Origin of the sequence: Burkholderia latens (genome assembly GCF_902499045.1) — a bacterium.
Taxonomy (GTDB): Bacteria; Pseudomonadota; Gammaproteobacteria; order Burkholderiales; family Burkholderiaceae; genus Burkholderia; species Burkholderia latens.
Genome location: NZ_CABVPL010000005.1, coordinates 170,571 through 192,979 on the forward strand (window position 1 = coordinate 170,571; position 22,409 = coordinate 192,979).

The following is a 22,409-nucleotide window of genomic DNA, read 5'->3' on the forward strand; positions in this document are numbered from 1 at the left end:
CCATGAAACTGACCACAGCCCAGCCCGCGCGTCACCCGCATCCGACGACGAAAGCCGCCGCGCTCGCCTACCTGATGTTCGAACGTCCCGACCTCGACGAGGCCGAGCATTTTCTCAACGACTTCGGACTGCGAACCGCATTGCGCGAGCCCGACCTGCTGCTGTTGCGCGCCACGGACACGTCGGCCTTTTGCTACGTGGTTCGCCGCGCGCGCAAGCCGGCATTCATCGGCTTCGGGCTTGAGGTCGCCAGCCGCGCGGACCTCCACGCGCTGACCGGCGTGCCCGGCGCGTCCGTGATCGAACCGTCGGAATGGCCGGGCGGCGGCGAGCGGGTGCGGCTCGTCGATCCCGCGGGCTTTCGCGTCGATGCGGTGGCGGGCCTGACGCGCGTGCCGCCACTGCCGCACCGCGCCCCGCTCGCGTTCAATTCCGTGGAGGCGAAACCCCGCGTCAACGAGACCCAGCGGCCGCCCGCCGCGCCGCCGGAGATCGCGAGACTCGGTCATGTCGTACTCGAGATCGCCGACTTCCAGGCCACCTGCGCGTGGTACACGCGGCATTTCGGTTTCATCCCGAGCGATGTCCAGGTGCTGCCGGACGGCTCGCCGGCCGTCGCGTTCATGCGGCTCGACCGTGGCGACAAGCCGGCCGACCATCACACGCTCGCGCTCGCGCAGGGCTTCGTGTCGACCTACAGCCACAGTGCGTTCGAAGTGATCGATACCGATGCGCTCGGCATGGGGCAGCGGATGCTGCGCGACAGCGGCTGGACCCATGCGTGGGGCATCGGCCGGCACATTCTCGGCAGCCAGATCTTCGATTACTGGCAGGACCCGTGGGGCGCCAAGCACGAGCACTACTGCGATGGCGACCTGTTTACCGCGGACGTGCCGACGGGCATCCATCCGGTCAGCCGCGAAGCGATGGCGCAATGGGGCCCCGTCATGCCGCGCAGCTTCACGAAGCCGCGCTTCACGCCGGCCAGCGTGGCCGCGCTGTTGCGCAACCTGCGCCGCAGCCCCGATCTGACGGTGCGCAAGCTCGTCACGCTCGCGAAGCTGTTCGCCTGATTTCACCGTTCACCGATTCACGAGAGAGAATCCATGCCACTGCACGTCCTGCACTTCCGGCACCGCGATCGCGCCCAATGGGGCATCGTCGCCAACGGCGCCGTCACGCCGATTCCCGGCGAATTCGCCACCACGGCGAGCTTCCTCGCCGCCAACCCGGTCGAGCGGCTCGCGATGATCGACGGCCCGGCCATTCCCGAAGCGGACGTGCAGTGGCTGCCGCCCGTGACCGCCAACCAGCAATTCGTCTGCCAGGGCGCGAACTACCGGCAACACATGATCGAGTCGGGCATGGACCCGGACGCGAAGCGATTCAACATGATCTTCACGAAAGCGCCGAGCTGCATCGTCGCGGCCGACTCGCGCGTCGTGAAGCCGCGCCACGTGCGCTTTCTCGACTACGAGATCGAGCTCGGACTCGTGCTCAAGCGCGACATCACCCGTCATCAACCGGTGACGGACGCCAATCTGCACGAATACGTCGCGGGCATCGCGATCGTCAACGACTACTCCGCGCGCGACGTGCAGATCCCGCAGATGCAGTTTTACAAAGGCAAGAGCTACCGCACGTTCGGGCCGGTCGGTCCGTACCTGTGCCTGCTCGAGCGAAGCGATTTCCCGAAGCTGAAGACCCTCGAGCTGACGTTGTCCGTCAACGGCACGGTCCGTCAGCAGGATTCGACGGCGAATCTCGTGTACGGCCCGGCCGAAACGCTCACGGAACTGTCGGCCGTGCACGATCTCGGCGCCGGCGACCTGCTCGCCACCGGCACCCCGGCCGGTTGCGCGCTCAGCATCCCGTCGCCGGCCAAGCAGCGTGTCGTCGCGCTGTTTCCCGAGTCGCTCAAATGGAGAATGTTCATGAAGGTGCAGGCACAACGCACGCAATACCTGAAAGCCGGCGACATCGTCGAAGCGCGGATCGCGAGCCGCGACGGAACGCTCGACCTGGGCGTCCAGCGCAACGAGATCGTGGACGAAGCGGCATGAACGGCATCGCGACCCGCCACGACGTGGCCGCCATCGACGCGTGCGGCATGCCGCCCGACCTGCCGGCCAGCACCTACGAGATGATCCGCGCCGGCGCCGACATCGATCCGTCCGCACCGGCGTTGTCGTTCTTCGCCGACGCGCGCACGCACCGCGACGTGCGGCGCTGGACCTATCGCGAACTGCTGCGCGACATCACCCGCACCGCGAATCTGTTCGTGCGGCTCGGCGTGCGCCCCGACTCGGTGATCGCGTACGTGCTGCCCAATCTTCCCGAAACGCATTTCGTGATCTGGGGTGGCCAGGCCGCGGGCATCGTTTGCGCGATCAACCCGCTGCTCGACGCGCGCGCGATCGCCGACTTGCTGAACGCGTCGCGCGCGACCGTGCTCGTCACGCTCGGGCCGTGTCCGGGGTTCGATCTCTGGGAGAAAGTCTCGAGCATTGTCGACGACGTCGCATCGCTCGCCCATCTCGTGCAGGTCAATCCGGCGCGGCACGCGCCGGGCGGAGCACCGAACGCACCGGGCGAGTTGGCGGCGGCCGGCCCAGTCGGCGCGGCAATGCGGGCGGGCGACGGCCGGCCGCGCATCGCGCTTCACGACTTCGACACGGCGATCGCGCGCGAGCCGGGCACGGCGCTCGAGCGGCCCCGTCGGTTCGCGCCAGGCGACATGTCGTCGTTCTTCTGTACCGGCGGCACGACGGGGCTGCCGAAGATCGCAATGCGCAGTCACGGCAACGAAGTGGCGAACGCGTGGAGCGCCGCGCGATTTCTCGGCAACAGCATCGGCCCCGGCAAAACCATTTTCTGCGGGCTGCCGCTCTTTCACGTGAATGCGGCGATGGTAACGGGGCTGCTGCCGTTCTCGCGCGGCGCGCACGTCGTGCTGGGTACGCCGCAAGGCTACCGCGGGGAAGGCGTCGTCGGCCGTTTCTGGGAGATCGTCGCGCATCATCACATCAATTTCTTCAGTGCCGTGCCCACGTTGTACGCGGCGCTGCTCGACGTGCCCGTCGGCGATCATGCGATCGACTCGCTCGAATACGGCTTGTGCGGCGCGGCGCCAATGCCGGTCGAAGTATTGCGCGCGTTTCAGGAAAAGACCGGCATCCGCATTCTCGAAGGCTACGGCCTCACCGAGGCCACCTGCGTAAGCAGCGTCAATCCGCCACTCGGCGAGCGCCGCGCCGGATCGATCGGGCTGAGTTTGCCGCTGCAGGCAATGAAGGCCGTCGTGCTGGACGCCGCAGGCCGCTATCTGCGCGACTGCACCGCCGACGAGGAAGGCTTGATCGTCGTCGCCGGGCCAAACGTATTCGCCGGTTATACCGATGCGACGCTGAACCAGCACCTGTGGATCGATCTCGGCGACGGCAGACGCTGGCTCGACACCGGCGACCTCGGCCGCCAGGATGCCGACGGCTACTTCTGGCTGACGGGCCGCAGGAAGGACCTGATCATCCGAGGCGGCCACAACATCGATCCGGCGACCATCGAGCAGCCGCTGCATCGGCATCCGGCGGTGCAGCTCGCCGCAGCGATCGGCCGCCCCGACGCACACGCGGGTGAACTGCCGGTGGCCTACGTCCAGCTCAAGCACGGTGCACGGGCCTCCGAGCAGGAGCTGGAGGCGTTCGCGCGGCAACACATCGCCGAGCGCGCCGCGCAGCCAAGGCAGATTCGCATCGTCGATACGATTCCGCTCACCGGCGTCGGCAAGATCTTCAAGCCCGAACTCAAGCGCCGCGAAACCGGCGACGCATTGAGCGCCGCGCTCGCGGAAGGCGGCGTTGCCGGCGCATCGGTCGACGTCAGGACCGGCGGCTCGGGCGGCATGACGGTGGCGGTGACGCTGCGCGACGCGCAATTCGAGGCCGCGGCGCACGCCGTACTCGGGCGTTATCCGTTCACTTTCACGGTCGACGTCGAGCCGCGGGCGGACTGACGCGCACGGGGCATGCCGGCCCTGCAGGCCGGCAGCCGCCGGATCGCCCTTGTCCGTGCGCGCGAAAAATACATCGTTGTACGAATTATTCAGATGAAACACGAGTCGATGTGCCGGCCATCCGCGCCTCGGTATGGGCGCGGCCCGGCTGTCGATCGCGAAACCTGTCCATCGGACAAACAGGAGGAGACATGTGGAACGGCAAACGTACGACCCGCGCACTCGGGATGGCGGTCGGTATCGGCATCGGAATCGCGTCGTTCGTCGACGACGCACACGCGCAGGCGGCGGGCAGCGTGTCGCTCGGCGTCGGATGGCTGCACATCATGCCGCAAAGCAGCTCCGGCGAGCTGTTCGTACAGAGCGTGGCCGGCGCGCCCGTGAATCGCGCACTGCCCGACACGGGCGGCCACGTGGGGACGTCCGATGCGCTCAGCCTCATGGCGGAATACCAGTTCACCGATCACGTGGGGATAGCGTTCCTGGCCGGCACGCCGTTCACCAGCGACATGATCGGCGACCGGTCGATGGCCCGCTTCGGCGTGATCGGTCAGGCGAAGCCGCTCGCACCGGTGCTCGCGCTGCGGTATCACTTTCTCGCCGCCGACGCCCGGTTCCGGCCGTTCGTCGGCCTGGGCGTGAATTACACGTGGTACACCGACACGCACATCACCAACAAGCAGTTTCTCGACGGCTCGTGCGGCCCGGGCTGCACGACCCGATCGTCGCTGAGTGCGTCATGGAATCCGGCGTTCGAAGCCGGCTTCAATTTCGCGGTGAGCAAGCATCTCGGCGTCAACGTGTCGGCGATGTACATCCCGATGTCGACCACCCTGACCACCGACGCGAGAAGTGCGGCGGGAACACATGACGTGACGACACTGCGCCTGCATACGAATCCGCTCGTCACGCATCTGGATCTCGTCTATTCGTTCTAGCCAGCGCGGTTCACCGGCTGTTTCGCGCGGCGCGACGGTGCGCCGCGCCAGTCACGACCACCGCATGGACGACACACACGGCATGAAGCCCGCCCGCCTTACCCGGCCCCCAACGCCGGCTCGACACGCGCGAGCGTCTCATCGCCGCCGCGCGCGACTGCTTCATCGCGCGAGGCTTCACCGATACGACCGTCGAGCATATCGTCCAGCGTGCAGGCTACACGCGCGGCGTGTTCTATGCGAACTTCGGGCACAAGCGCGAACTGCTGATCGAAATCCTGCACCGCGACCGCCCGCAACTGCTGGCCACGATGCGGCCGGGCGCGCACGAGCTGTGGAGTTGCCGCGCCGCCCACGACGCGGACATTGCAGCCAAATGGAAAAGTTTCCCGCTGTGGGTCGAAGTGCACCTGCACCCGCTGCGCGATGCCGCGTTACGCGAGATCGTCGACGGGCTGCACGCGCAGCCGGTGCCGCGGGCAACGGCAAGCGGCGCGCCGGACGCCCCGCAGCAGCACATGCCGTCGTCGGGCGAATGGGCGGCACGGCTCGGCATCGCGCTGCTGGCTGCCGGTGCGCAGCACCGCGACGAGCCGGCGCAGGACACGGCGCTCGCCGCGCCGTCAACGCGGGCACCTGGGCTGTGAATCCAGCCGTGCCCGGTTCATTCTGCCCGGTGTTGACGTCGTCGCTCGAGCGCACGTGCGTGATGGTGCCGGCCTGAAAACCGTACAGCTTCACGGAAGCGCCGCCCTCGAATTGCGCGGCAGCCCAGCATCACTCCGTTTCGCCGTGCATCGTCGCGGCGACGGCATTGCGCAGCACGTCCGCGAGCTTCTGGTTCTCGTCGATGCGGGCCTGCTCGATTGCAACGTCCTTGTCGTTGCCGGTGCGCCGCGCCCATTCCTGGCGCTCCCGCGCGAAGATCATGCGTTCGTGAACGGCCCGGATCGCCGCCCATATCGCGTCTTCCGCTTTCCGGGCTTCCGCGTCGTCCAGCGAAAGCGACGAAAACGCGTGGCCGGTGTGGCACCGATATCGCAAAGGATGATCGTCGCGCATCCGCCACAGCACGCCGTTGCAACTCGGGCACGTGAGCGCGGTACGTTCGCCGACCGCATCGAGAAGCTGGGGCATCGCGAGGCCGCGCTCGGCAATCCGGGCCTCGCCGTCCAGGTCACGCAACTCCGCCATTTTCGCCTTCTCCTTCACTCGAGCGCCGTGGACCGCTGCATGAACGATCCGCGGCAGTTCGTCGGCCCGCGCGATTGCATCGGCCCCCGCCGCGGCAAGCGCGCTGCGCGGCATCGACGGCGCCTCGCACTCGTCCGGGTCCTGAACGATCCCGTAGCCGTTGCGCGCGCGGATCGCGGCCAGCCCGGCCGAGCCGTCATCGAGATCGCCGCTGAGCACCACGCCGACCGCCCCTGAGCCGTATTCCCGTGCCACCGACCGGAATAGCGGATCGGCAGCCGGGCGCGTGTAATTTTCGGCGGCGGTGTCGAGCAGGCCGAACCGGCCGGCACGCAAGACAAGGTGCCGATCCGGCGGCGCAACGTAAATCTGCCCGGCTTCCGGCAGTTCGCCATGGACGGCCTCGCTTGCATTCAGCGTGCCCCATTGTGTCAGCAGCTCCGGCAGCATCGTCCGATGCCGACCAATGTGCTGAACGATGCAAATCGGCACCGGCAGGTCCGCGCCCAACCCTGCCACCAATGTCCGGAGTACCGGCAGGCCGCCGCGGGACGACGCGATGACGACGATATCTCGATGGTCCATGGCACCTCCTTTACGAACAAGGTCGCAAGGTTGGTGCCCGCCGCTCCGTTCAGGCCCCCGCCTCCGTCACCGCGCGCCGCCCAATGCCGCAAGCAGCAAACCGAAATCGAGCGGCTTCGCGAGATGCGTGTCGAAGCCGGCGTCGGCAGCGGCCTGCACGTCGTCGTGGCGATTACGGCCGGTCAGCGCAACCGACTTGACGCCGGCCCAGCGCGGTTCGGCCTTGATCCGCCGAATCAGCTCGTAACCGTCCATGTCGGGAAGCCCGATGTCGGACACGACGGCGTCCACCGGCGCATCCGGCAGCAACTTCAACGCCGCGGCGCCGCTTTCCGCGGCCACGACTTCCGCCCCCGCCAGCTCCAGCAGCATTCGCAGCGACAGCGCCGTCTCCGAATCGTCCTCGACGAGCAGCACGCGCAGGCCGGCGATACTCCCGTCCGCGACGTCGCCGCCGCCCGACACCGCCCGCTCGTCGGCCACGGCGGGCAGCCATACGGTCATCGTCGTGCCGCGGCCCGGACCGTCCGACGCCGCCTCGATCCGGCCGCCGTGCATGTCGACGAGTTGCCGCACCAGCGCGAGCCCGATCCCGAGACCGCCGCGGGTCCGGTCGCGCGGCGACTGCCGGAACATGTCGAACACGTGCGGGAGCGTGTCGCCGTCGATGCCCTGGCCGTCGTCAATCACGTCGACGCGCAGCATCCGCCCTTCATGCGCGAGCCGCACGACGATCTGCCCGTGCGCCTGCGTGAACTTAAGCGCGTTGGACATCAGGTTCCAGAAAATCTGCTCGCAGCGCACCGGATCGGCGAGCGCGATGGCCGGTTCGGCCGGCAGCTCCGTTTTCAGCGTCAGTCCGCGCGCATGCGCGTCGGCCTCGCACGTATCGGCAATCGTACGCAACACGGCCGTCAGGTCGACGCGCGACACGTCGAGCGCAAGCTTGCCGGTCTGGATCCGCGACAGGTCGAGCAGGTCGTCGATGATCTGCGCCTGCGCGCGCACGGCCTGCCGAATCGAATCGGCGGCTTCGCGCACGGCCGGGATGTCGCGCGTCTCGGGCAGGCGCGGCAGCATTTCGGATTTGACGCCGATCAGGTTCAACGGATGCCGCAACTCGTGCGACAGCACCGCGATGAACTCGTCCTTCAACTGGCTCGAGCTCAGCGCCTGCTCGCGTGCGGCCTGCTCGCGCGCGAGCGCTTCGCGGTTCGCATCCTCGGCCTGCTTGCGTTGCGTCAGGTCGCGCACGATTTTCGCGAACCCGTTGAACGACGTATCCGAAATCGGCGTGACCACGCCGCTGCAGAAGATGCGGCGCCCGTCCTTGGTGCGGTGCCAGCGTTCGTCGTCCGCGCGCCCTTCGCGGGTCGCGACGTCGCGCTCGCGCGCCGGCACGAGCGCCTGCCGGTCGTTCGGCTCGTAGATCAGCTCCACGTCCTGGCCGATCATCTCTTCTTCCGTATAGCCGAAGATGCGCTCCGCACCGGCGTTCCAGCTGACGATCGAGCCGCGACTGTCCTGGATGATGATCGCGTAGTCCTTGGTCGACTGCGCGACGAGCCGCAGCCGCTGCTCGCCGGCGCGCGCCGCCTCTTCCGCGTGATGCCGGTCCGTGATGTCGATCAGCGTGATCACGGCGCCGTCGATGTGGTCGTCCGCGGTGCGATAAGGCAGCAGGCGCATCAGATACCACCGGCCGGCCTCGCTTTCGATCTCGCGTTCGATCAGGCGCAACGACTGGAACGACTGCCGGACATCGTCCGCGAGCGTCGGATAGCGCAGCGCGTGCGTGATGTGGAACAGCGAGCGTCCGAGGTCCGTATCGATCAGGTTGAAGATTGCCGTCGCATTCGGCGTGAACCGCTTGACGCGGATTTCCTTGTCGACGAACACGGTCGCGATTTCGCTCGACGCGATGATGTTGTGCAGGTCGTCGTTCGCCTTCGCCGTGTCCTCGATCCGCGCCTGCATTTCGGCGTTGGCTGTGGTCAGCTCCTCGTTGACCGACTGCAGCTCTTCCTTGCTGCTCTCCAGTTCCTCGCTCGTGGAGCGCAGTTCCTCGTTGATCGCCTGCAGTTCCTCGTTCGACGCCTTCAGCTCCTCGACCGACGTCTCGTACTGCTCGATGATCGTCGCCAGCTGCTCGCGGCTGTGCTGCAGCTCCTGTTCGAGCTGCGCGAGAACCGGATCCTGTCCGGTCGCCTCCGCCTGATCCTCCTCGGTCATGCGGCCGGCCACCTCGTCGAACACGATCAGCAGGAATTCCGCGTTTGCGACCTTGTCGTGAAACGGCCTGACCGTCATGTTGATCCACGACACGCGTTCCTCGTGCGTCCACTTGACGCGACGCGCCTCGACGCTCGTTCCCGTCTGCAGCGCGCGGAAAATGGCCGTGCGCAGATCCAGCCGCAGGTCGGGCAGCACCAGCGTCATGATGTTGCTCGACAGCTCGCCGCCGACATGTCGCAGGAATCGGCCTGCGTTGTCCGACAAATGAACGACGTTCGATTCCTTGTCGATGATGACGCTCGGCGGCGAATACGTTTCCAGCGCGCGCTGGTGAAGCTCCGAATAGGAGAAGTTGCGCTGCGCGGGGCTGGCCGGTATCCGCATCGGCGGTTGCGGCGCGGCGCGCTCGTCCGTGCCGCCGGTTTCGACCTGGAACAGCGGCGGGAAACCCGTGGCCGGCTTCACGCGGTGCGTGACGACGCGCGCCTGGTAGACCCGGCGCTTCTTGTCGACGACCGTAAACAGATCGTCAGCCGCGTCGGCCGATTCCGCGGTGCCGAGGAACAGGTAGCCGTTCGGGCGCAGCGCGAAATGGAACAGTTCGAGGATTTGCCGCTGCACCGCGCGCTCCAGATAAATCAGCACGTTGCGGCATGAAATCAGGTCGAGATGCGAGAACGGCGGGTCGCGCAGCAAGCTGTGCGCGGCGAACAGAATGCGCTCGCGCACGGCCTTCGTGATCACGTAGTGCGCGCCCTCGCGCGTGAAGTAGCGTTGCAGCAGCGGCGCGGGAACGTCGCTTGCGATCGACAACGGGTACGAGCCCGTGCGCGCCCGGACGATCGCCGCTTCGTCGATATCGGTCGCGAATACCTGGATCGCCTGGCTCGACATCGCCGCCTCGCGCGCCCGCGCCAGCAACAGCGAAATCGAGTACGCCTCTTCGCCGGTCGCGCATCCGGCCACCCACACACGCACCTGCTCCTCCGCGGATTCCGGCGCGAACAACCGGGCGATCACTTCGCGTTCGAGGAAGTCGAAGGCCTCGCGATCGCGGAAGAACTGCGTGACGCCGATCAGCATGTCGGCCAGCAACGCGTTCGCTTCGTCCGGCGCGGTGCGCAGGAAATCGCGGTACGACAGCAGGTCGCGCTGGCCGTTCACCTGCATGCGCCGCTCGATGCGACGCAGTACCGTCGCGCGCTTGTAGAGCCGGAAGTCGTGACCGGTGCGGACCCGCAGATGCATCAGGATGTCCGACAGCGCTCGTTCGGGATCGTTGGCGCCCGGCCGGTCCATGTTCTGATGCATGTGCGCCAGTTCGAGGCTCTGCTGTTCGATACGCCGCGCGTTCGCCCACAGGTCCAGCAGCTTCTGCGGCATGTCGGCGGCCGGCAGCACGATATCGACGTGAGCGGTCGAGATCGCGTGCTGCGGCATCTCCGCGTATTCGGCGTCGTCCGGCGTCTGCGCGAGCGTGATGCCGCCTGCCTCCTTGATGCGGCTCAGGCCGGCCGCGCCGTCCGAACCGGTGCCGGACAACACGACGCCGATCGCCCGCACATCATGGGCGTCTGCCAGCGTCCGGAAAAAGTGGTCGATCGCGACCGGCGCACCCGCGTGCGATTCTTGCGCGCTGCAGCGCAGGCAGCTGTCGGACATCTCGAGCTGCATGCCGGGCGCGATCACGTAGATATGGTTTTTCTCGATCGGCACCGTGCCCATCACCTGCTGTACCGGCATGCCGGTTACACGCTGCAGGACGGCGTCCATGTGGCTGACCTGCTCCGGCGCGAGATGCACAATGACGACGAACGCCATGTCCATGTCGGTCGGCGCGCTCTCGAAGAAGGTCTGCAAGGCCGTCGTGCCGCCCGCGGATGCGCCGATGCCCACGACCGGAAACTGCAGATCGCTCTTCAACGTGGTGGACGAGGGAGGCCGCTCCTGCTGCGTAGGCTCTTGCCGTGCCATTGATTTTCTCCTGAGTGTCTGGCGGGACGTCGTCTGTCGGGCGCCGGGCGGTGGCGCGTCGCAGCGGCCGGCGGCGCGTCCGTCGCGAGCCGGGCCGGTTCTTGGTCGTGCACTGTATCAAGGGTGACGGCCGTTCGGCGTGGCCGGTCGCATCCGTCATTTCGCGGGCATCTCGCGAACGGCGCCACGTCGGCACCGTCGCTGAAGCCGCGGTGGCTCGATCGTCCCTCCCTGGATACAGCCGGCTCGAGATCCCGCTCGCGATACCGTTCCTGTGCGCTGGTGCGCATTGTACGCGGTGGCAGGCAGCAATCCGAGCGATGCACGCCGTTCTTCTGTTGTACTCCGGCGCGCGCCCGGATGCATACCGGAAACACGTGGGGACATACCGGGCGCCCGCCATCTTCGCGCCCTTCCCGACTCGCCAACCATCACGATTCCATCGAAGCAATCGATGACCGGCGACAGATAGACTTTACCGGCCGAAATCTGGAACTCGGTGATGTCTGTGAGCCACTTTTCATTCGGCGCTGCAGCCCGGAAGTCCCGGTTGACAAGGTTCTCTGGAGCCGGACCTATTTCTCCGGCGTAGGGCCGTATCGACGTCGCCTCGTTGTAGCTGCGCTTAGCTGTTCCTGCTTCATCGCATGCAGCGTCTGCGCGTCGTCCCCGAGGATCCAGCGGAACACGTCGAAGTCGTGGATCAGCATGTCCTTGAAGATACCGCCCGAACTGCGGATATAGTCGACGGGCGGTGCGCCGGGGTCGCGGCTCGTGACGATCAGCATTTCCGGCGTCCCGATGTCGCCGCGCTCGACGCGCGCCTTCAGCTCGGCGAAGGTCGGATCGAAGCGGCGCTGGAAGCCGATCATGCAGGTCACGCCGCGGCGGCGCACGACCTCCGCGCATTCGCGTGAGCGCTCGACGGTCAGGTCGACCGGCTTCTCGCAGAACACGGCCTTGCCCGCGTTCGCCGCCGCGACGATCAGGTCCGCGTGCGTATCGGTGCTCGAAGCGATCACGACCGCCTTGACGGCCGCGTCGCCGAGCGCGCGCTCGATATCGGCGACTTGCGCACCGTGCACGTTCGCGAGCGCGTCGGCAGACGGCGCATGGCGGTCAATCACGTACTTGAGTTTCGCGCCGGGGTGCCGCGCGAGATTCGCCGCGTGGATCTTCCCGATTCTTCCCGCACCAAACAAAGCAAATTCGATCATGCCGTTCTCCTTGATTCCGTGGTGTTCCGACTGCGGGGCACGCACCTTTCGCACCGACAATCCGTGCCGCCGCGACGACGCTCAGCGACCCGCCAGTTCCCCGCGCACGTAGTCGATGCTCGCGCGCAACCGGTCCTCGATGTCGCCGGCTTCGGCGATTTCGCTCGCGAACGGCTCGAACGACAACGCGCCGCGGTAGCCGCGCGCGAGCAGTTCGCGCAGTTGCCGGACGTTGCCGAGCCGGTCCGCGCCGCCGACCAGCACGCGGTGGCCGTCGCGCATCCGCTCGATTGGCAGGTCGGCTTCCTCGACGCCCGAGAGGTGCACGAGGCCCGTCAGGTTCGGGAAGAAGATGTCCTCGCCGGCGAGGTGATGATGGAACGTGTCGTGCACGAGCCGGAACACCGGCTCGCCTGCGGCCGCGTAGATGCCCTTCACCGCGTCCGACTTGCGGCGCAGCGCGCACTCTTCGAAGCCGAGCGGCTCGATGAAGCCGAGCAGGCCGCGGGCTTCGAGGATCGGCTTCAGCGCCTTCAGTGCGGTCACGAGATCCGCATGGCGGGCGTCCGCGCTGCGCGTGTCGCCGCGGCTGTTGGTCGGGCACAGCACCAGCGCGCGTGCGCCGCATTGCGACGCGTAGTCGGCCAGCACGGTCGCCTCGTCCGCGCGCTCGGCGTTCCACTGCTCGAAGCGCTGCAGCGCGTTGATCGTCAGGATCGTCACGCCGCCGGCTTCGGCCGTCGCGCGGACGGCGGCGGCCGGCGTGCCGTCGGCGATCTCGACGCCGTCGAGATCGTTGCGGATCTCGATCGTACCGACGCCGAGACGCCGGCACAGCGCGACGTAGCGGTCGAGCGGCAAGCGCGGCGCGCTCATCCGGTTCAGCGAAAAGTGGAAGGCTTGCGTCATCGTTCTGTCCTTGGGGCTTGGGTGGGGCGGGTCCGAATCAGGTGCCGGCGCGCGCGGCGAGTGCTTGCCACGTGTCGCGCAGCCAGTGCGCGCACGCGACGTTGTTGTCGAAGATCGAGTAGCGTGCGCCGCCGCCGTAGTCGGGAAACGGGATGAACTCGCAACTGATCTGCTCGAGTCGTGCCGGGTGCGCATGAGCGGGAGCGCGAACCTGCGTCTGCGCTAGCAGCAACTGGCGCAGTGCGGCTTTCCACGTGTCGAGCGCATCCGCGCGCCATTGGCCGTGATAGGCGCCCGGTGCGGGTGCGACGAACGGGTACTGGATGCCGCGGCCGGGCCGGCCGTCCGCGCGGCGCAGCCAGCGGTTGACGGGGTTGTCCGGGCTCACGCTGCGCGCATGCGCATGCCGGACCCAGCCGCGCGCGATCCAGTCGGCGTAGATCGCGGCGGGTGAAGCGGGGTCGAGCATCGCGCGGCCACCGTCGGCCGATTCGCGCAGGCCCGACGCGTCGAGTTCGGCGCGGTTGCCGATCTTGAACAGCAGGTGCGCATGATCGAGCGTGATCCGGAACGGCGCGCCGGCCTGCTCGACATGCCGCGCGACCCGCGCCACGCGCGCGAAATCCTCGCTCCACATGTCGACGTGCACTTCGAGGCTCGGCAGGCAGCCGACCGGATCGCCGCATTCATAGGCGCGCAGGTAGAAATCGGCGACCTCGCGATCGGACAGCGGATGGCCGTCCGCGTGATGCGCGAACAGCTGGCAGTTGAGCACCGTGCTGCCGAAGCGTGCGCCTGCCGCGACGATCTCGGCGACATGCGCTTCGTCGCGGCCCGCGCGCCAGATGCCGCCGATCACGCGAATCGGCAGCGCGTGGCGCTCGACCAGCGCGAAATACGGCGACAGGTCCTCGCCGCGCGCCGGGTTCTTTTCGATGTAATCGAACACGCCGGCGGCGGCGACCCGCCGGAAGCGCTCGGCGGGCGTGGGCGGCGGCAGCCCGTCGTGTTCGAGCACGCCGTCGAGGTTCACGCCGATGAGGATCGGTTCGGCCATCGTCTCCTGTCCGTTGTCGTTCGTGGATGGCTGATCAATGTACGGATGCGCGGCACGCGCCGCATGACAAACGTTGGCGAAAAATCGCCAACGCGACGGTCGATTTTTTCGCCGCGAGCACGCGGCCCGCCGCGCGGCGCGATTCACGGCCGCAGGTACGCGCTCGTCCTCACGTTCGCCGGACAGAACACGCGGAATTCGACCGGGTCGTCCGGCGGCGGCTGTTCGACGATGCCGCACGCATGCAGCACGTGCTGCAGCGCGGAAATCGCCTGCCCGTCCGGATCCTGATCGATCGCGAGATCCATCGCGCCGGCTTCGATGAAGGTACGGTGCTGGTCGATCATCTCGTGGCCGATCCACACCACGCGCCCGATCGCGCCGGCCTTGCGCAGCGCCGCTTCGATGCCGGCCGAACCGGCGCCGCTGTTGTAGATCGCGACCACGTCGTCGTGCGCCTGCAGCGCCTTCGACACCGCGCGGTAGCAGCGGTCGTCCTGGTCGAGCGTCTCGATCGGTTCATCGTCGCAGCGCACGGCGGCGAACGCGTCGGCGAGCTGGTCGCGGCAGCCGGCCATCCGGTCGGCGTGCGCGCGGTAGCCCATCCGCCCGCCAAGCAGCAGCACGCGGCCGGCGCGCGCGGCGAGGCGGCCGATGTAGTAGCCGGCCGTGCGCCCCGCGCGATAGTTGTCGATGCCGGCGAAGTGCGCGCGGTCGATGCCGCCGATGTCGGTGACCATCGTGACGACGGTCTCGCCCCGCGCGATCGCGCCGGCCAGCGCGTCGCGTATGCGGGCCGTGTCGTGCGCGGTGACGATCAGCGCCGCGCGCCGGTAAGCGGGCCGCTCGATCAGCGCGGCGGCGCGCGCGTCGTCTGCGGCGGGCAGGATCGTCCGGTGCACGACCACGCGCCGGTCGAGCATCTGCAGCGAGCGCTGCAGCGCCTGCTGCAATCGTCGGAAGAACGGCGCGTCGGTGTCCGGCAGCAGTACGTCGACATGGATCAGCCCGTGCCGCGTGTCGGGCAGCTGGCGCGGCACGCCGAGTTGCCGCGCGGCCGCCACCACGCGTTCGCGTGCCTGCGCCGAGACGCTGCCGCGCTCGTTCAGCACGCGGTCGACGGTCGTCGTGCTGACGCCGGCGAGCGCGGCGATTTCGTCGAAGCGCGCGGTGCGCTTGCGCCAGCGCGGCCCGGATTCACCTGCCATGGTCGTCTCCATCGTGAGGGTCGCCATCGATCGCGTGGCGTTGTCGCAAACGCTAAAGCGATGGCGAAATTTCGTCAACGTTTCGATTGAGGCGGGGCGGCCGCTCGCCTAATTTCGCTCTTGTGGCAAAGCGCGTCCCGCGCACAAGGCACTCCAGGAGACAGACGTGACCCATATCGACGACCCGGCACGCGAGCACACGGCGGCGCGCCGTCAGGCATACCGAATGATTGGCGGCGCCGGCGAGCGCGCGCACGCGGCCGGGCTCGTCAACGCCGCGTGGTACCGCTGCGCGGTGCCGCGGCCGCTGATGAAGCAGCTGATGCAGCGCGACGATGCGCGTGCGATTCGCGACACGCTGATCTGGTATGCGGCGATTGCGATCAGCGGCGCGCTCGCGTGGCTGGCGTGGCGCGCGCACTCGGCGTGGGCGGTCCCCGCATTCTTCGTGTACGGCACGCTGTACTGCAGTCCGGCCGATTCGCGCTGGCACGAATGCGGGCACGGCACCGCGTTCCGCACGCGCTGGATGAACGACGTGCTGTACCAGGTCGCGTCGTTCCAGGTGTTCCGCCGCGCGACCGCATGGCGCTGGAGCCATGCGCGCCATCACACCGATACGCTGGTCGTCGGGCGAGATCCTGAAATCGCCGCGCCGAAGCCGACCGACTGGCTGTCGCTCGCGCTGAACGTCGTCGCGCTGAAGCACGTGGCCGGCGAGCTGCGCAAGATGATCGCGGTGTTGTTCACCGGCCGGCTCGATGACGAGGAGCGCACCTATGTGCCCGAATCGGAATGGCCGAAGGTCGTGCGCGAGTCGCGCCTCCATCTCGCGATCTACGCGCTCGTGACGGGAACGGCGCTCTACTGGCACACGCTCCTGCCGCTGCTCTACATCGGGCTGCCGAGCGTCTACGGCGCGTGGCTGTACCTGTATTTCGGCCTCACGCAGCACGCGGGCATGCCAGAGAACGTGCTCGATCACCGGCGCAATTGCCGGACCGTGATGATGAATCCGGTGTTCCGCTTCCTGTACTGGAACATGAACTATCACGTCGAGCACCACATGTTCCCGATGGTGCCGTTCCATGCGTTGCCGAAGCTGCACGAAGCCGTGAAGGCCGACATGCCGCCGCCGTACCGCAGCACGCTGGCGGCCTATGCGGAGATCGTACCGGCGCTGGTCCGGCAGACGCGCGACCCGTCCGATTACGTCGTGCGGCCGGTGCCGGACGCCGCGCGCGCCTAGCATATATCGAATATCTCAACGAAGGAGACCTACCCCATGACGCAATGGATCGACACCGGCGCGCTCGACGACATCGACGACGAAGACGTCGCGCGCTTCGATCACGCCGGCCGCACGTATGCGATTTATCGGATCGACGGCGAGGTCTACGCGAGCGACGGCCTGTGCACGCACGAGCAGGTGCATCTCGCGGACGGGCTCGTGATGGATCACGTGATCGAGTGCCCGAAGCACAACGGCCGCTTCGACGTGCGCGACGGCCGGCCGCTGTCGGCGCCCGCGTGCGAGAAGCTGCGCACGTACCGCGCGAAGATCGAGGACGGCCGCATCCTGATCGAGGTATGACGCGATGACCAGCGACCGGGTGATGGCGATCGTCGGCGCGGGCCATGCCGGCGGCCGCGCGGCGCAGGTGCTGCGCGCGTCCGGCTGGCGCGGGCGCATCGTGCTGATCGGCGCGGAGCCGCATCCGCCGTACGAGCGGCCGCCGTTGTCGAAGGGCGTGCTGACGGGCGAGCGCAGCGCGGTGCAATGCCGGTTGCGCGACGCCGACGCATGGACGGTCGACCGCATCGAGCGCATCGTTGCGACCGTCGAGCGTATCGATCCGCACGCACGCGAAGTGCGCATGTCCGGCGGACACGTGTTCGGCTACGACGCGCTGCTGCTGGCCACCGGCGGCCGTGCGCGCCGTCTGGCCATTCCGGGCGCGGCGCTCGACGGCGTAGTCGCGTTGCGCACGCTCGACGATGCGGCGGTACTCGGCGCGCGGCTCGTGCCCGACGCGCGGATCGTGCTGATCGGCGGCGGTTTCATCGGCCTCGAAGTCGCGGCGTCGGCGCGTCGGCGCGGCTGCCGCGTGACCGTGCTCGACGCGGCACCGCGACTGCTGGGCCGCGCTGTGCCGGAAGCCATCGCGACGCGCGTGCATGCGCTGCACGATGCGCAGGGCGTGGCGATTCGCCTGAACCGAAAGCCGATGGCGATCGAGCGGACCTGGGGTGGTGCGCTGGCCGTCGTGCTCGACGACGGCGACACGCTGCTCGCCGACACGGTCGTGGCCGGCATCGGCATCGAACCGGCCGATGAACTGGCGCGCGATGCGGGCCTCGCGGTCGAGCGCGGCATCGTCGTGAATGCGCAGCTCGAGACGTCGGCGCGCGGCATCTACGCGGCCGGCGACGTCGCGGTGTTTCCGAGCGCGTTATCGGGTCAGCCGGTTCGACAGGAGACCTGGCACGGCGCCGAGACGCAAGCGCACGTCGCCGCCCGGAACATGCTCGGTGCGGGCGAAGCGTATCGCGACACGCCGTGGTTCTGGTCGGATCAATACGATGCGCAGTTGCAGGTGGCCGGGGAGCCGGCGCTCGGTACGCAGTCGGTCGCACGCAGCCTTGGCGACGATGCGGAAATCCATTTCCATTTCGATGCGCTCGCGCGGCTCGTCGCGGCGAGCGGCTTCGGGCGGGCGGCGGGATTCGTGAAGGAAATGCGCGTGGCGAGGATGCTGGTCGAACGCGGGATCGACGTGACGCCGACGGCGGTCGCGAACATCGACGTGAAGCTGAAATCGCTCGTAGCCACAGCAGGTAATCGGTAGCGGCGCCCAGGAGAAGATGGGCCGGTCATGCGCTGCGGCCGTTGCCTCGGATGAAGGCCATCGTGTACGGGCGCGGTACCGCCCGGCATCGAGCCGAGCAACTGCATCTCTGCGTAGCATTAATCGCTGTCGCGCTTGCCCGGGATCCGAAGACAATGAAAGTTGTCACCGTTTTGGAAGTAAAGGTATCACTTCGCCGGTTCGCAGCCATCCAAGAGCAGCGAACTCTTGTGAATCAGCGAACTCTTGTGAATTCGAGATTTGATAGCCGCGCATTAAGGTTGTCACCGAGCGCGGCGCCGCGAGGACCGGTGTCAACTCCCCTTGCGGTGCCGGCACTAGCGGCCAAGCGTTGTGCAGAATCTGAGTTTCAGCGGGCTACCGCAGCATAGTGATAAAGGTTCTTTGCTTTACGACTCGATAACAGACGGCCACCATCCTGCACGAAGCGGGATGATCGGCTCCTCAACTGATCGGCAGCCCGCGTCGTACTCAAAATGCGGTCACCCGAGCACTGTCATCCCGCCGTGTATCGCGGTGCGCGGCGCTCAACGATCGGGGCATGGCCGAACTCCTTCCGATACGCCTTGCTGAAAGTACACGCCGACGGAAATCCGCACCGCACCGACACATCGCCAACGGAATCGTTGCCGCGGCGCAGCAGGGCCCGTGCATGCCGAAGGCGAATGCTTCGGTAGTAGTCGCGCGGCGACATACTCAAATATTCCTTGAACACGCGCTGAAACTGCCGCTCTGACAGCCCGACCAGCCGCGCGATCTCGGGAAACGAAAGCGGCTCCTCGACGTTGGCTTCCATCAGCTTCACCGCTTCGACCAGGTCGTCGCGCGTCGACTCGAGACGCGCACACACCGGCATCGGCTGCGATTCGTTCACGCCGCGCAGCCGGCTGACGACGAGATGCTTCGACACGTCGACGACGAGACGCGGACCGAAGTCGCTCGACATCAGCGTGAGCATCATGTCCATCGGCGCGATGCCGCCCGTACACGTGATCCGGTCCCGATCGATCACGAACAGCTCGTCCGTGATCTCGACATCGGGAAACTCGGCACGCAGCGCGTACAGGTCGGCCCAGTGAGCTGCGCACCGGTACCGGTCGAGCAGGCCAGCGGTCAGCAGCGCGTATGCGCCGCTGCACAGCGCGCCCATCACGATCCGGCGCGTCGCAAGCGCGCTCAGCGCGTGCCGCGTGCGCGCGTCGACCATCTCGCGGATCCGCGTACCGCCGCACACGATCATCACGTCGGGCAGCGGACCCGACACGTCGAGCGCGTGCGTGGGCCGCATCGCGATGCCGTTGCTGGCTTCGACAGGGTTGCCGTCGATGGAGAACACCGTCCAGCGATAGTGTTCGGTACGGTCGACGTAGTTCGCGACGCGCAGCGCTTCGATCGCGTGCGTCAACGCGATCATCGAATACGACGGCAGCGTCAGAAAGCCGAAATGGCGCGCACGCGAAGCGAGGAAAGCCGGGGCATCGAACACGGTGGCAATACCGGAAGGACGACGGGTCGACCGATGTCGGGCTGGGCGCGCCGATCCGGATCGGGAGCGGCGCGTGTCGGGACGACGGACCGCTACAGATCGAGCACGAGATCCGACGTGGGACGGCTGCAGCACATCAGGCGCAGCCCCTTGTCGATTTCTCGCTGACGGATACCGCCGTTGTGCTGCATGTCGACCGTGCCGTCGAGCACTGCCGTCTTGCAGGTGCCGCAAATGCCCTGGCTGCACGACGACGGCAGCGCGACGCCGGCCTTGCGCGCGGCCGACAGCACCGTCTCCGCACCGCTCATCGAAAAGATCTTGCCCGACTTCGCAAGGCGCACCGTATACGTACGGACGCCCGCCTCCGCCGCCTGTTGCGGCGCGTCGGCCGCATCCGCGGCAGGCTCGACCGTCTCGGCGAAGTTGAAGCTTTCCTGGTGATAGCGGACGGGATCATGACCGCCCTGCGCGAGCAGTGCCTGCGCGGCATTCATGTAGCCAGCCGGGCCGCACGTGAAGACTTCGCGGTCGCGATAGTCGGGAACGTGCCGTTGCAGCAGCTCGAGGCTGAGCCGGCCGGTCGGCCCGCGCCAGTCCGGCTCGGATCCCGTCGTTTCGCAGATGTGGATCACCTTGAGACGATCGGCTTCCGCGCTCAAACGCTCGAGTTCGTCGCGAAACACGATGTCGGCGGGCGTTCTCGCGCTGTGCACGAAGACGATGTCGCGATTCAGCCCGAGGTCGATCGCCGCTCTCGTCATCGACATCAGCGGCGTCACGCCCGAGCCGGCGGACAGGTAAAGCACCTTCGCGGCCCGCCCGGAGGACGGCGTGAAAATGCCGGACGGCCCGAATGCACTCAGCTCGACACCGGGCTTCATGTTCGCATGCAGCCAGCTCGACATCACGCCGCCGGGCGTGCGCTTGACCGTGATCGACAATGTGTATGGCCGCGTCGGCGGCGACGATACCGTATAGCAGCGGCTGACCGGCACGCCGTCGACGTCGGCCGACACCGTGATGAACTGGCCGGGCTCGAAGCTAAAGGGATGCCCGTCCTTCGCGCTGAACACGAAGGTACGGACGTCGTGCGTCTCGTCACGCACCCGACAGCACACCAGTGTCTTTTGGTCGCTGCTGTCCCACCGGACGTCCGCTCGTTCCCAGGTAGCGGGGTCCGAGAAACGATCGGATGCCGCGGTGGCCGGATCGGCCACGCGAAAGTTCTCTCTGACTTTCATGACGATACTCAGATGCCGTGAGCCTTCAGGCGCGCGTCGTACCAACGTGCGAACTGTTCGAGCGCGCCTTCCGTATACGTAGAGTACGGGCCCGGCACATAGGCGGGGTCCTGCGTCCCGCTATGCGTGATCCCGACGAGGTCGGCGTCCTGCCGGGTCGTGGCGACCCACACTTCGGTCAACGTCTTGACGTCGTAGTCGACGCCTTCGACCGCATCCGCATGCACGAGCCACACCGTGCGTACGACCGTCTTGTCCGGCGCGATCGGCAGGATGTACGCGACGACCGCGTGGTCGCTCATTACGTGCGTCCACGAGTGATGGGTCCACATATGCACGTCGCCGAGATCGCGGCGCGGCAAATCGCCGAGTAGCTTCGTGCACGCGACCCTGGTATCCATCGTCTGCGATTCGCAGGCGCCGGCGATGACAAGCCGCTGGGTGCGGAAATTGGTCTGGACGCTCTCGTCGACCGATTCGAACGCCTCGCAGATATAGCCGTCGTCTTCCCATTCCTTCTTGCGCGCGGCATTGTGGGCGAGATACGCGTCGTAGTCGCGTAGCGATTCCTCGCTCTGGCCGTCCGGGCAGAAGCCGAAGTCGTGCGCAAGGAACGATTGCGTGAGCTCCGGGTGCGTACCCCCGCAGTGATAGCACTCGCGATTGTTCTCCATCACGAGCTTCCAGTTACCGTTCTCGACGATGGTCATCTCGTGCGCGATCTTCGTGCGCTGCATCTCGTGCGGCGCGAATCGCGGCGCCATCACCGTCTCGAGCTTCGAGAAATCCTCCGGCGCTTCGTCGGCAAGGCAGACGAAAACGTGCGCGCCGACCACCTTCACGTGCACCGGGATCAGGCTGCGGCACTTTGTGTCGAAATCCTTGCCCATGTGTGTCGCGTGCTTCAGGCTGCCGTCCAGGTCGTATGTCCACTGGTGATACGGGCAAACCAGCATGCCGACGGTGGCCTTCGTCGCGCTCTTCATCAGGCGCGCGCCGCGGTGGCGGCACACGTTGCGATACGCGCGGATGTTCTCGTCGTCGTCGCGCACGATCAGGATGGACGACTTGCCGATATCGACCGCGTAGACGTCGCCCGGCTCCGGCACGTCGGCCGTCACCGCGACGAAGATCCAGAGCTTCTCGAAGAACACTTCGACGTCCGTCTCGAACACATCCTGCCGGCCGAGAAGCCCGGCCGGCAGCCCGTGCCCGGGCTTGCGGCTGTCAAGCAGTTCACGGTGGGTCTTGAGCGGAACGGCAGACATCGTATACCTCCAATGGGGTTGATTTTCGCTATGCTTTTTTCAAGCTTTGAGCGAAGTATTGGAGGGGCGATTTCACCCGTCAACGCGCTATATTTTCTCGTTCGCATTACTTTATGTTATGCAAGAACGCGCACGCCGCCGGCCCCTTGGTTAACCCGAATCCACGCGGTGGAAACGTGCGATTCAGTACGAGCCCGCATCGCAACATCGGC

The 22,409-nt window shown here is 67.1% G+C and carries 16 protein-coding genes and 3 pseudogenes; 9 read left to right on the forward strand and 10 right to left on the reverse strand.

Features of this window, described 5'->3' with window-relative positions; all coding sequences use genetic code 11:
* Window positions 1–2 precede the first annotated feature (2 nt).
* The 6 genes and pseudogenes from BSE24067_RS05850 (at window position 3) to BSE24067_RS05870 (ending at window position 5,597) form a co-directional block, all read left to right on the forward strand.
* Window positions 3–1,073 carry a VOC family protein gene (locus BSE24067_RS05850; protein ID WP_151062878.1) on the forward strand — a complete coding sequence of 357 codons (1,071 nt, stop codon included), beginning with the start codon at window positions 3–5 and terminating at the stop codon, window positions 1,071–1,073.
* Window positions 1,074–1,106: 33 nt separating this feature from the next.
* Window positions 1,107–2,063: a fumarylacetoacetate hydrolase family protein gene (locus BSE24067_RS05855; RefSeq protein ID WP_151062877.1), complete on the forward strand. Its 957-nt coding sequence runs from the start codon at window positions 1,107–1,109 to the stop codon at window positions 2,061–2,063.
* Window positions 2,060–4,012, forward strand: a complete 1,953-nt coding sequence (locus tag BSE24067_RS05860; RefSeq protein ID WP_151062876.1) for an acyl-CoA synthetase — start codon at window positions 2,060–2,062, stop codon at window positions 4,010–4,012. Before BSE24067_RS05855 ends, BSE24067_RS05860 begins: the two co-directional genes overlap by 4 nt.
* Before the next feature lie 191 nt (window positions 4,013–4,203).
* Window positions 4,204–4,950, forward strand: coding sequence for an OmpW/AlkL family protein (locus BSE24067_RS05865; protein WP_151062875.1), 747 nt, complete (start codon window positions 4,204–4,206; stop codon window positions 4,948–4,950).
* Window positions 4,951–5,114: 164 nt separating this feature from the next.
* A pseudogene (locus BSE24067_RS32395) lies at window positions 5,115–5,168 on the forward strand (TetR/AcrR family transcriptional regulator); the annotation flags it as partial.
* A 12-nt stretch (window positions 5,169–5,180) separates the two neighbouring features.
* A complete protein-coding gene (locus BSE24067_RS05870; RefSeq protein WP_244130536.1) occupies window positions 5,181–5,597 on the forward strand; it encodes a TetR/AcrR family transcriptional regulator in 417 nt (138 codons plus the stop codon).
* A gap of 130 nt (window positions 5,598–5,727) precedes the next feature.
* On the opposite strand, the gene BSE24067_RS05875 is transcribed toward BSE24067_RS05870, so the two are convergent.
* From BSE24067_RS05875 to BSE24067_RS05905, 7 genes and pseudogenes are all read right to left on the reverse strand, one after another.
* A complete protein-coding gene (locus BSE24067_RS05875; protein WP_151062874.1) occupies window positions 5,728–6,729 on the reverse strand; it encodes a chemotaxis protein CheB in 1,002 nt (333 codons plus the stop codon).
* A gap of 66 nt (window positions 6,730–6,795) precedes the next feature.
* A complete protein-coding gene (locus BSE24067_RS05880; RefSeq protein ID WP_151062873.1) occupies window positions 6,796–10,938 on the reverse strand; it encodes a CheR family methyltransferase in 4,143 nt (1,380 codons plus the stop codon).
* Between the two features lie 429 nt (window positions 10,939–11,367).
* Window positions 11,368–11,582 (reverse strand): annotated as a pseudogene (locus BSE24067_RS05885) (IS3 family transposase); the annotation flags it as partial.
* Window positions 11,583–12,155: pseudogene (locus BSE24067_RS05890) on the reverse strand (Gfo/Idh/MocA family oxidoreductase); the annotation flags it as partial.
* Window positions 12,156–12,236: 81 nt separating this feature from the next.
* Window positions 12,237–13,064 (reverse strand): TIM barrel protein, encoded by an 828-nt coding sequence (locus BSE24067_RS05895; protein ID WP_151062872.1) that lies wholly within the window; start codon window positions 13,062–13,064, stop codon window positions 12,237–12,239.
* A 37-nt stretch (window positions 13,065–13,101) separates the two neighbouring features.
* A complete protein-coding gene (locus BSE24067_RS05900) occupies window positions 13,102–14,121 on the reverse strand; it encodes a xylose isomerase (protein ID WP_151062871.1) in 1,020 nt (339 codons plus the stop codon).
* 143 nt (window positions 14,122–14,264) lie between these two features.
* Window positions 14,265–15,329: a LacI family DNA-binding transcriptional regulator gene (locus BSE24067_RS05905; RefSeq protein ID WP_151062870.1), complete on the reverse strand. Its 1,065-nt coding sequence runs from the start codon at window positions 15,327–15,329 to the stop codon at window positions 14,265–14,267.
* Between the two features lie 166 nt (window positions 15,330–15,495).
* Between BSE24067_RS05905 and BSE24067_RS05910 the strand changes: the two genes are divergently transcribed.
* Genes BSE24067_RS05910 through BSE24067_RS05920 form a run of 3 tightly spaced genes read left to right on the forward strand, consistent with a single transcriptional unit; the run spans window position 15,496 to window position 18,178 of the window.
* Window positions 15,496–16,578 (forward strand): fatty acid desaturase family protein, encoded by a 1,083-nt coding sequence (locus BSE24067_RS05910; RefSeq protein WP_151062869.1) that lies wholly within the window; start codon window positions 15,496–15,498, stop codon window positions 16,576–16,578.
* Window positions 16,579–16,614: 36 nt separating this feature from the next.
* Window positions 16,615–16,923 (forward strand): non-heme iron oxygenase ferredoxin subunit, encoded by a 309-nt coding sequence (locus tag BSE24067_RS05915; RefSeq protein ID WP_011546150.1) that lies wholly within the window; start codon window positions 16,615–16,617, stop codon window positions 16,921–16,923.
* A gap of 4 nt (window positions 16,924–16,927) precedes the next feature.
* Window positions 16,928–18,178, forward strand: a complete 1,251-nt coding sequence (locus tag BSE24067_RS05920) for an NAD(P)/FAD-dependent oxidoreductase (RefSeq protein ID WP_151062868.1) — start codon at window positions 16,928–16,930, stop codon at window positions 18,176–18,178.
* Window positions 18,179–18,695: 517 nt separating this feature from the next.
* Here the strand turns inward: BSE24067_RS05920 and BSE24067_RS05925 are convergent.
* The 3 genes from BSE24067_RS05925 to BSE24067_RS05935 form a co-directional block, all read right to left on the reverse strand.
* Window positions 18,696–19,685: a GlxA family transcriptional regulator gene (locus BSE24067_RS05925; RefSeq protein ID WP_151062867.1), complete on the reverse strand. Its 990-nt coding sequence runs from the start codon at window positions 19,683–19,685 to the stop codon at window positions 18,696–18,698.
* A 92-nt stretch (window positions 19,686–19,777) separates the two neighbouring features.
* Entirely contained in the window at window positions 19,778–20,929 is a 1,152-nt protein-coding gene (locus BSE24067_RS05930) for an FAD-binding oxidoreductase (RefSeq protein WP_170297416.1), read from the reverse strand.
* An 8-nt stretch (window positions 20,930–20,937) separates the two neighbouring features.
* The gene (locus tag BSE24067_RS05935; protein WP_151062866.1) at window positions 20,938–22,197 is read right to left on the reverse strand and encodes an aromatic ring-hydroxylating oxygenase subunit alpha; all 1,260 of its coding nucleotides are present in this window, start codon (window positions 22,195–22,197) and stop codon (window positions 20,938–20,940) included.
* Window positions 22,198–22,409 lie beyond the last annotated feature (212 nt).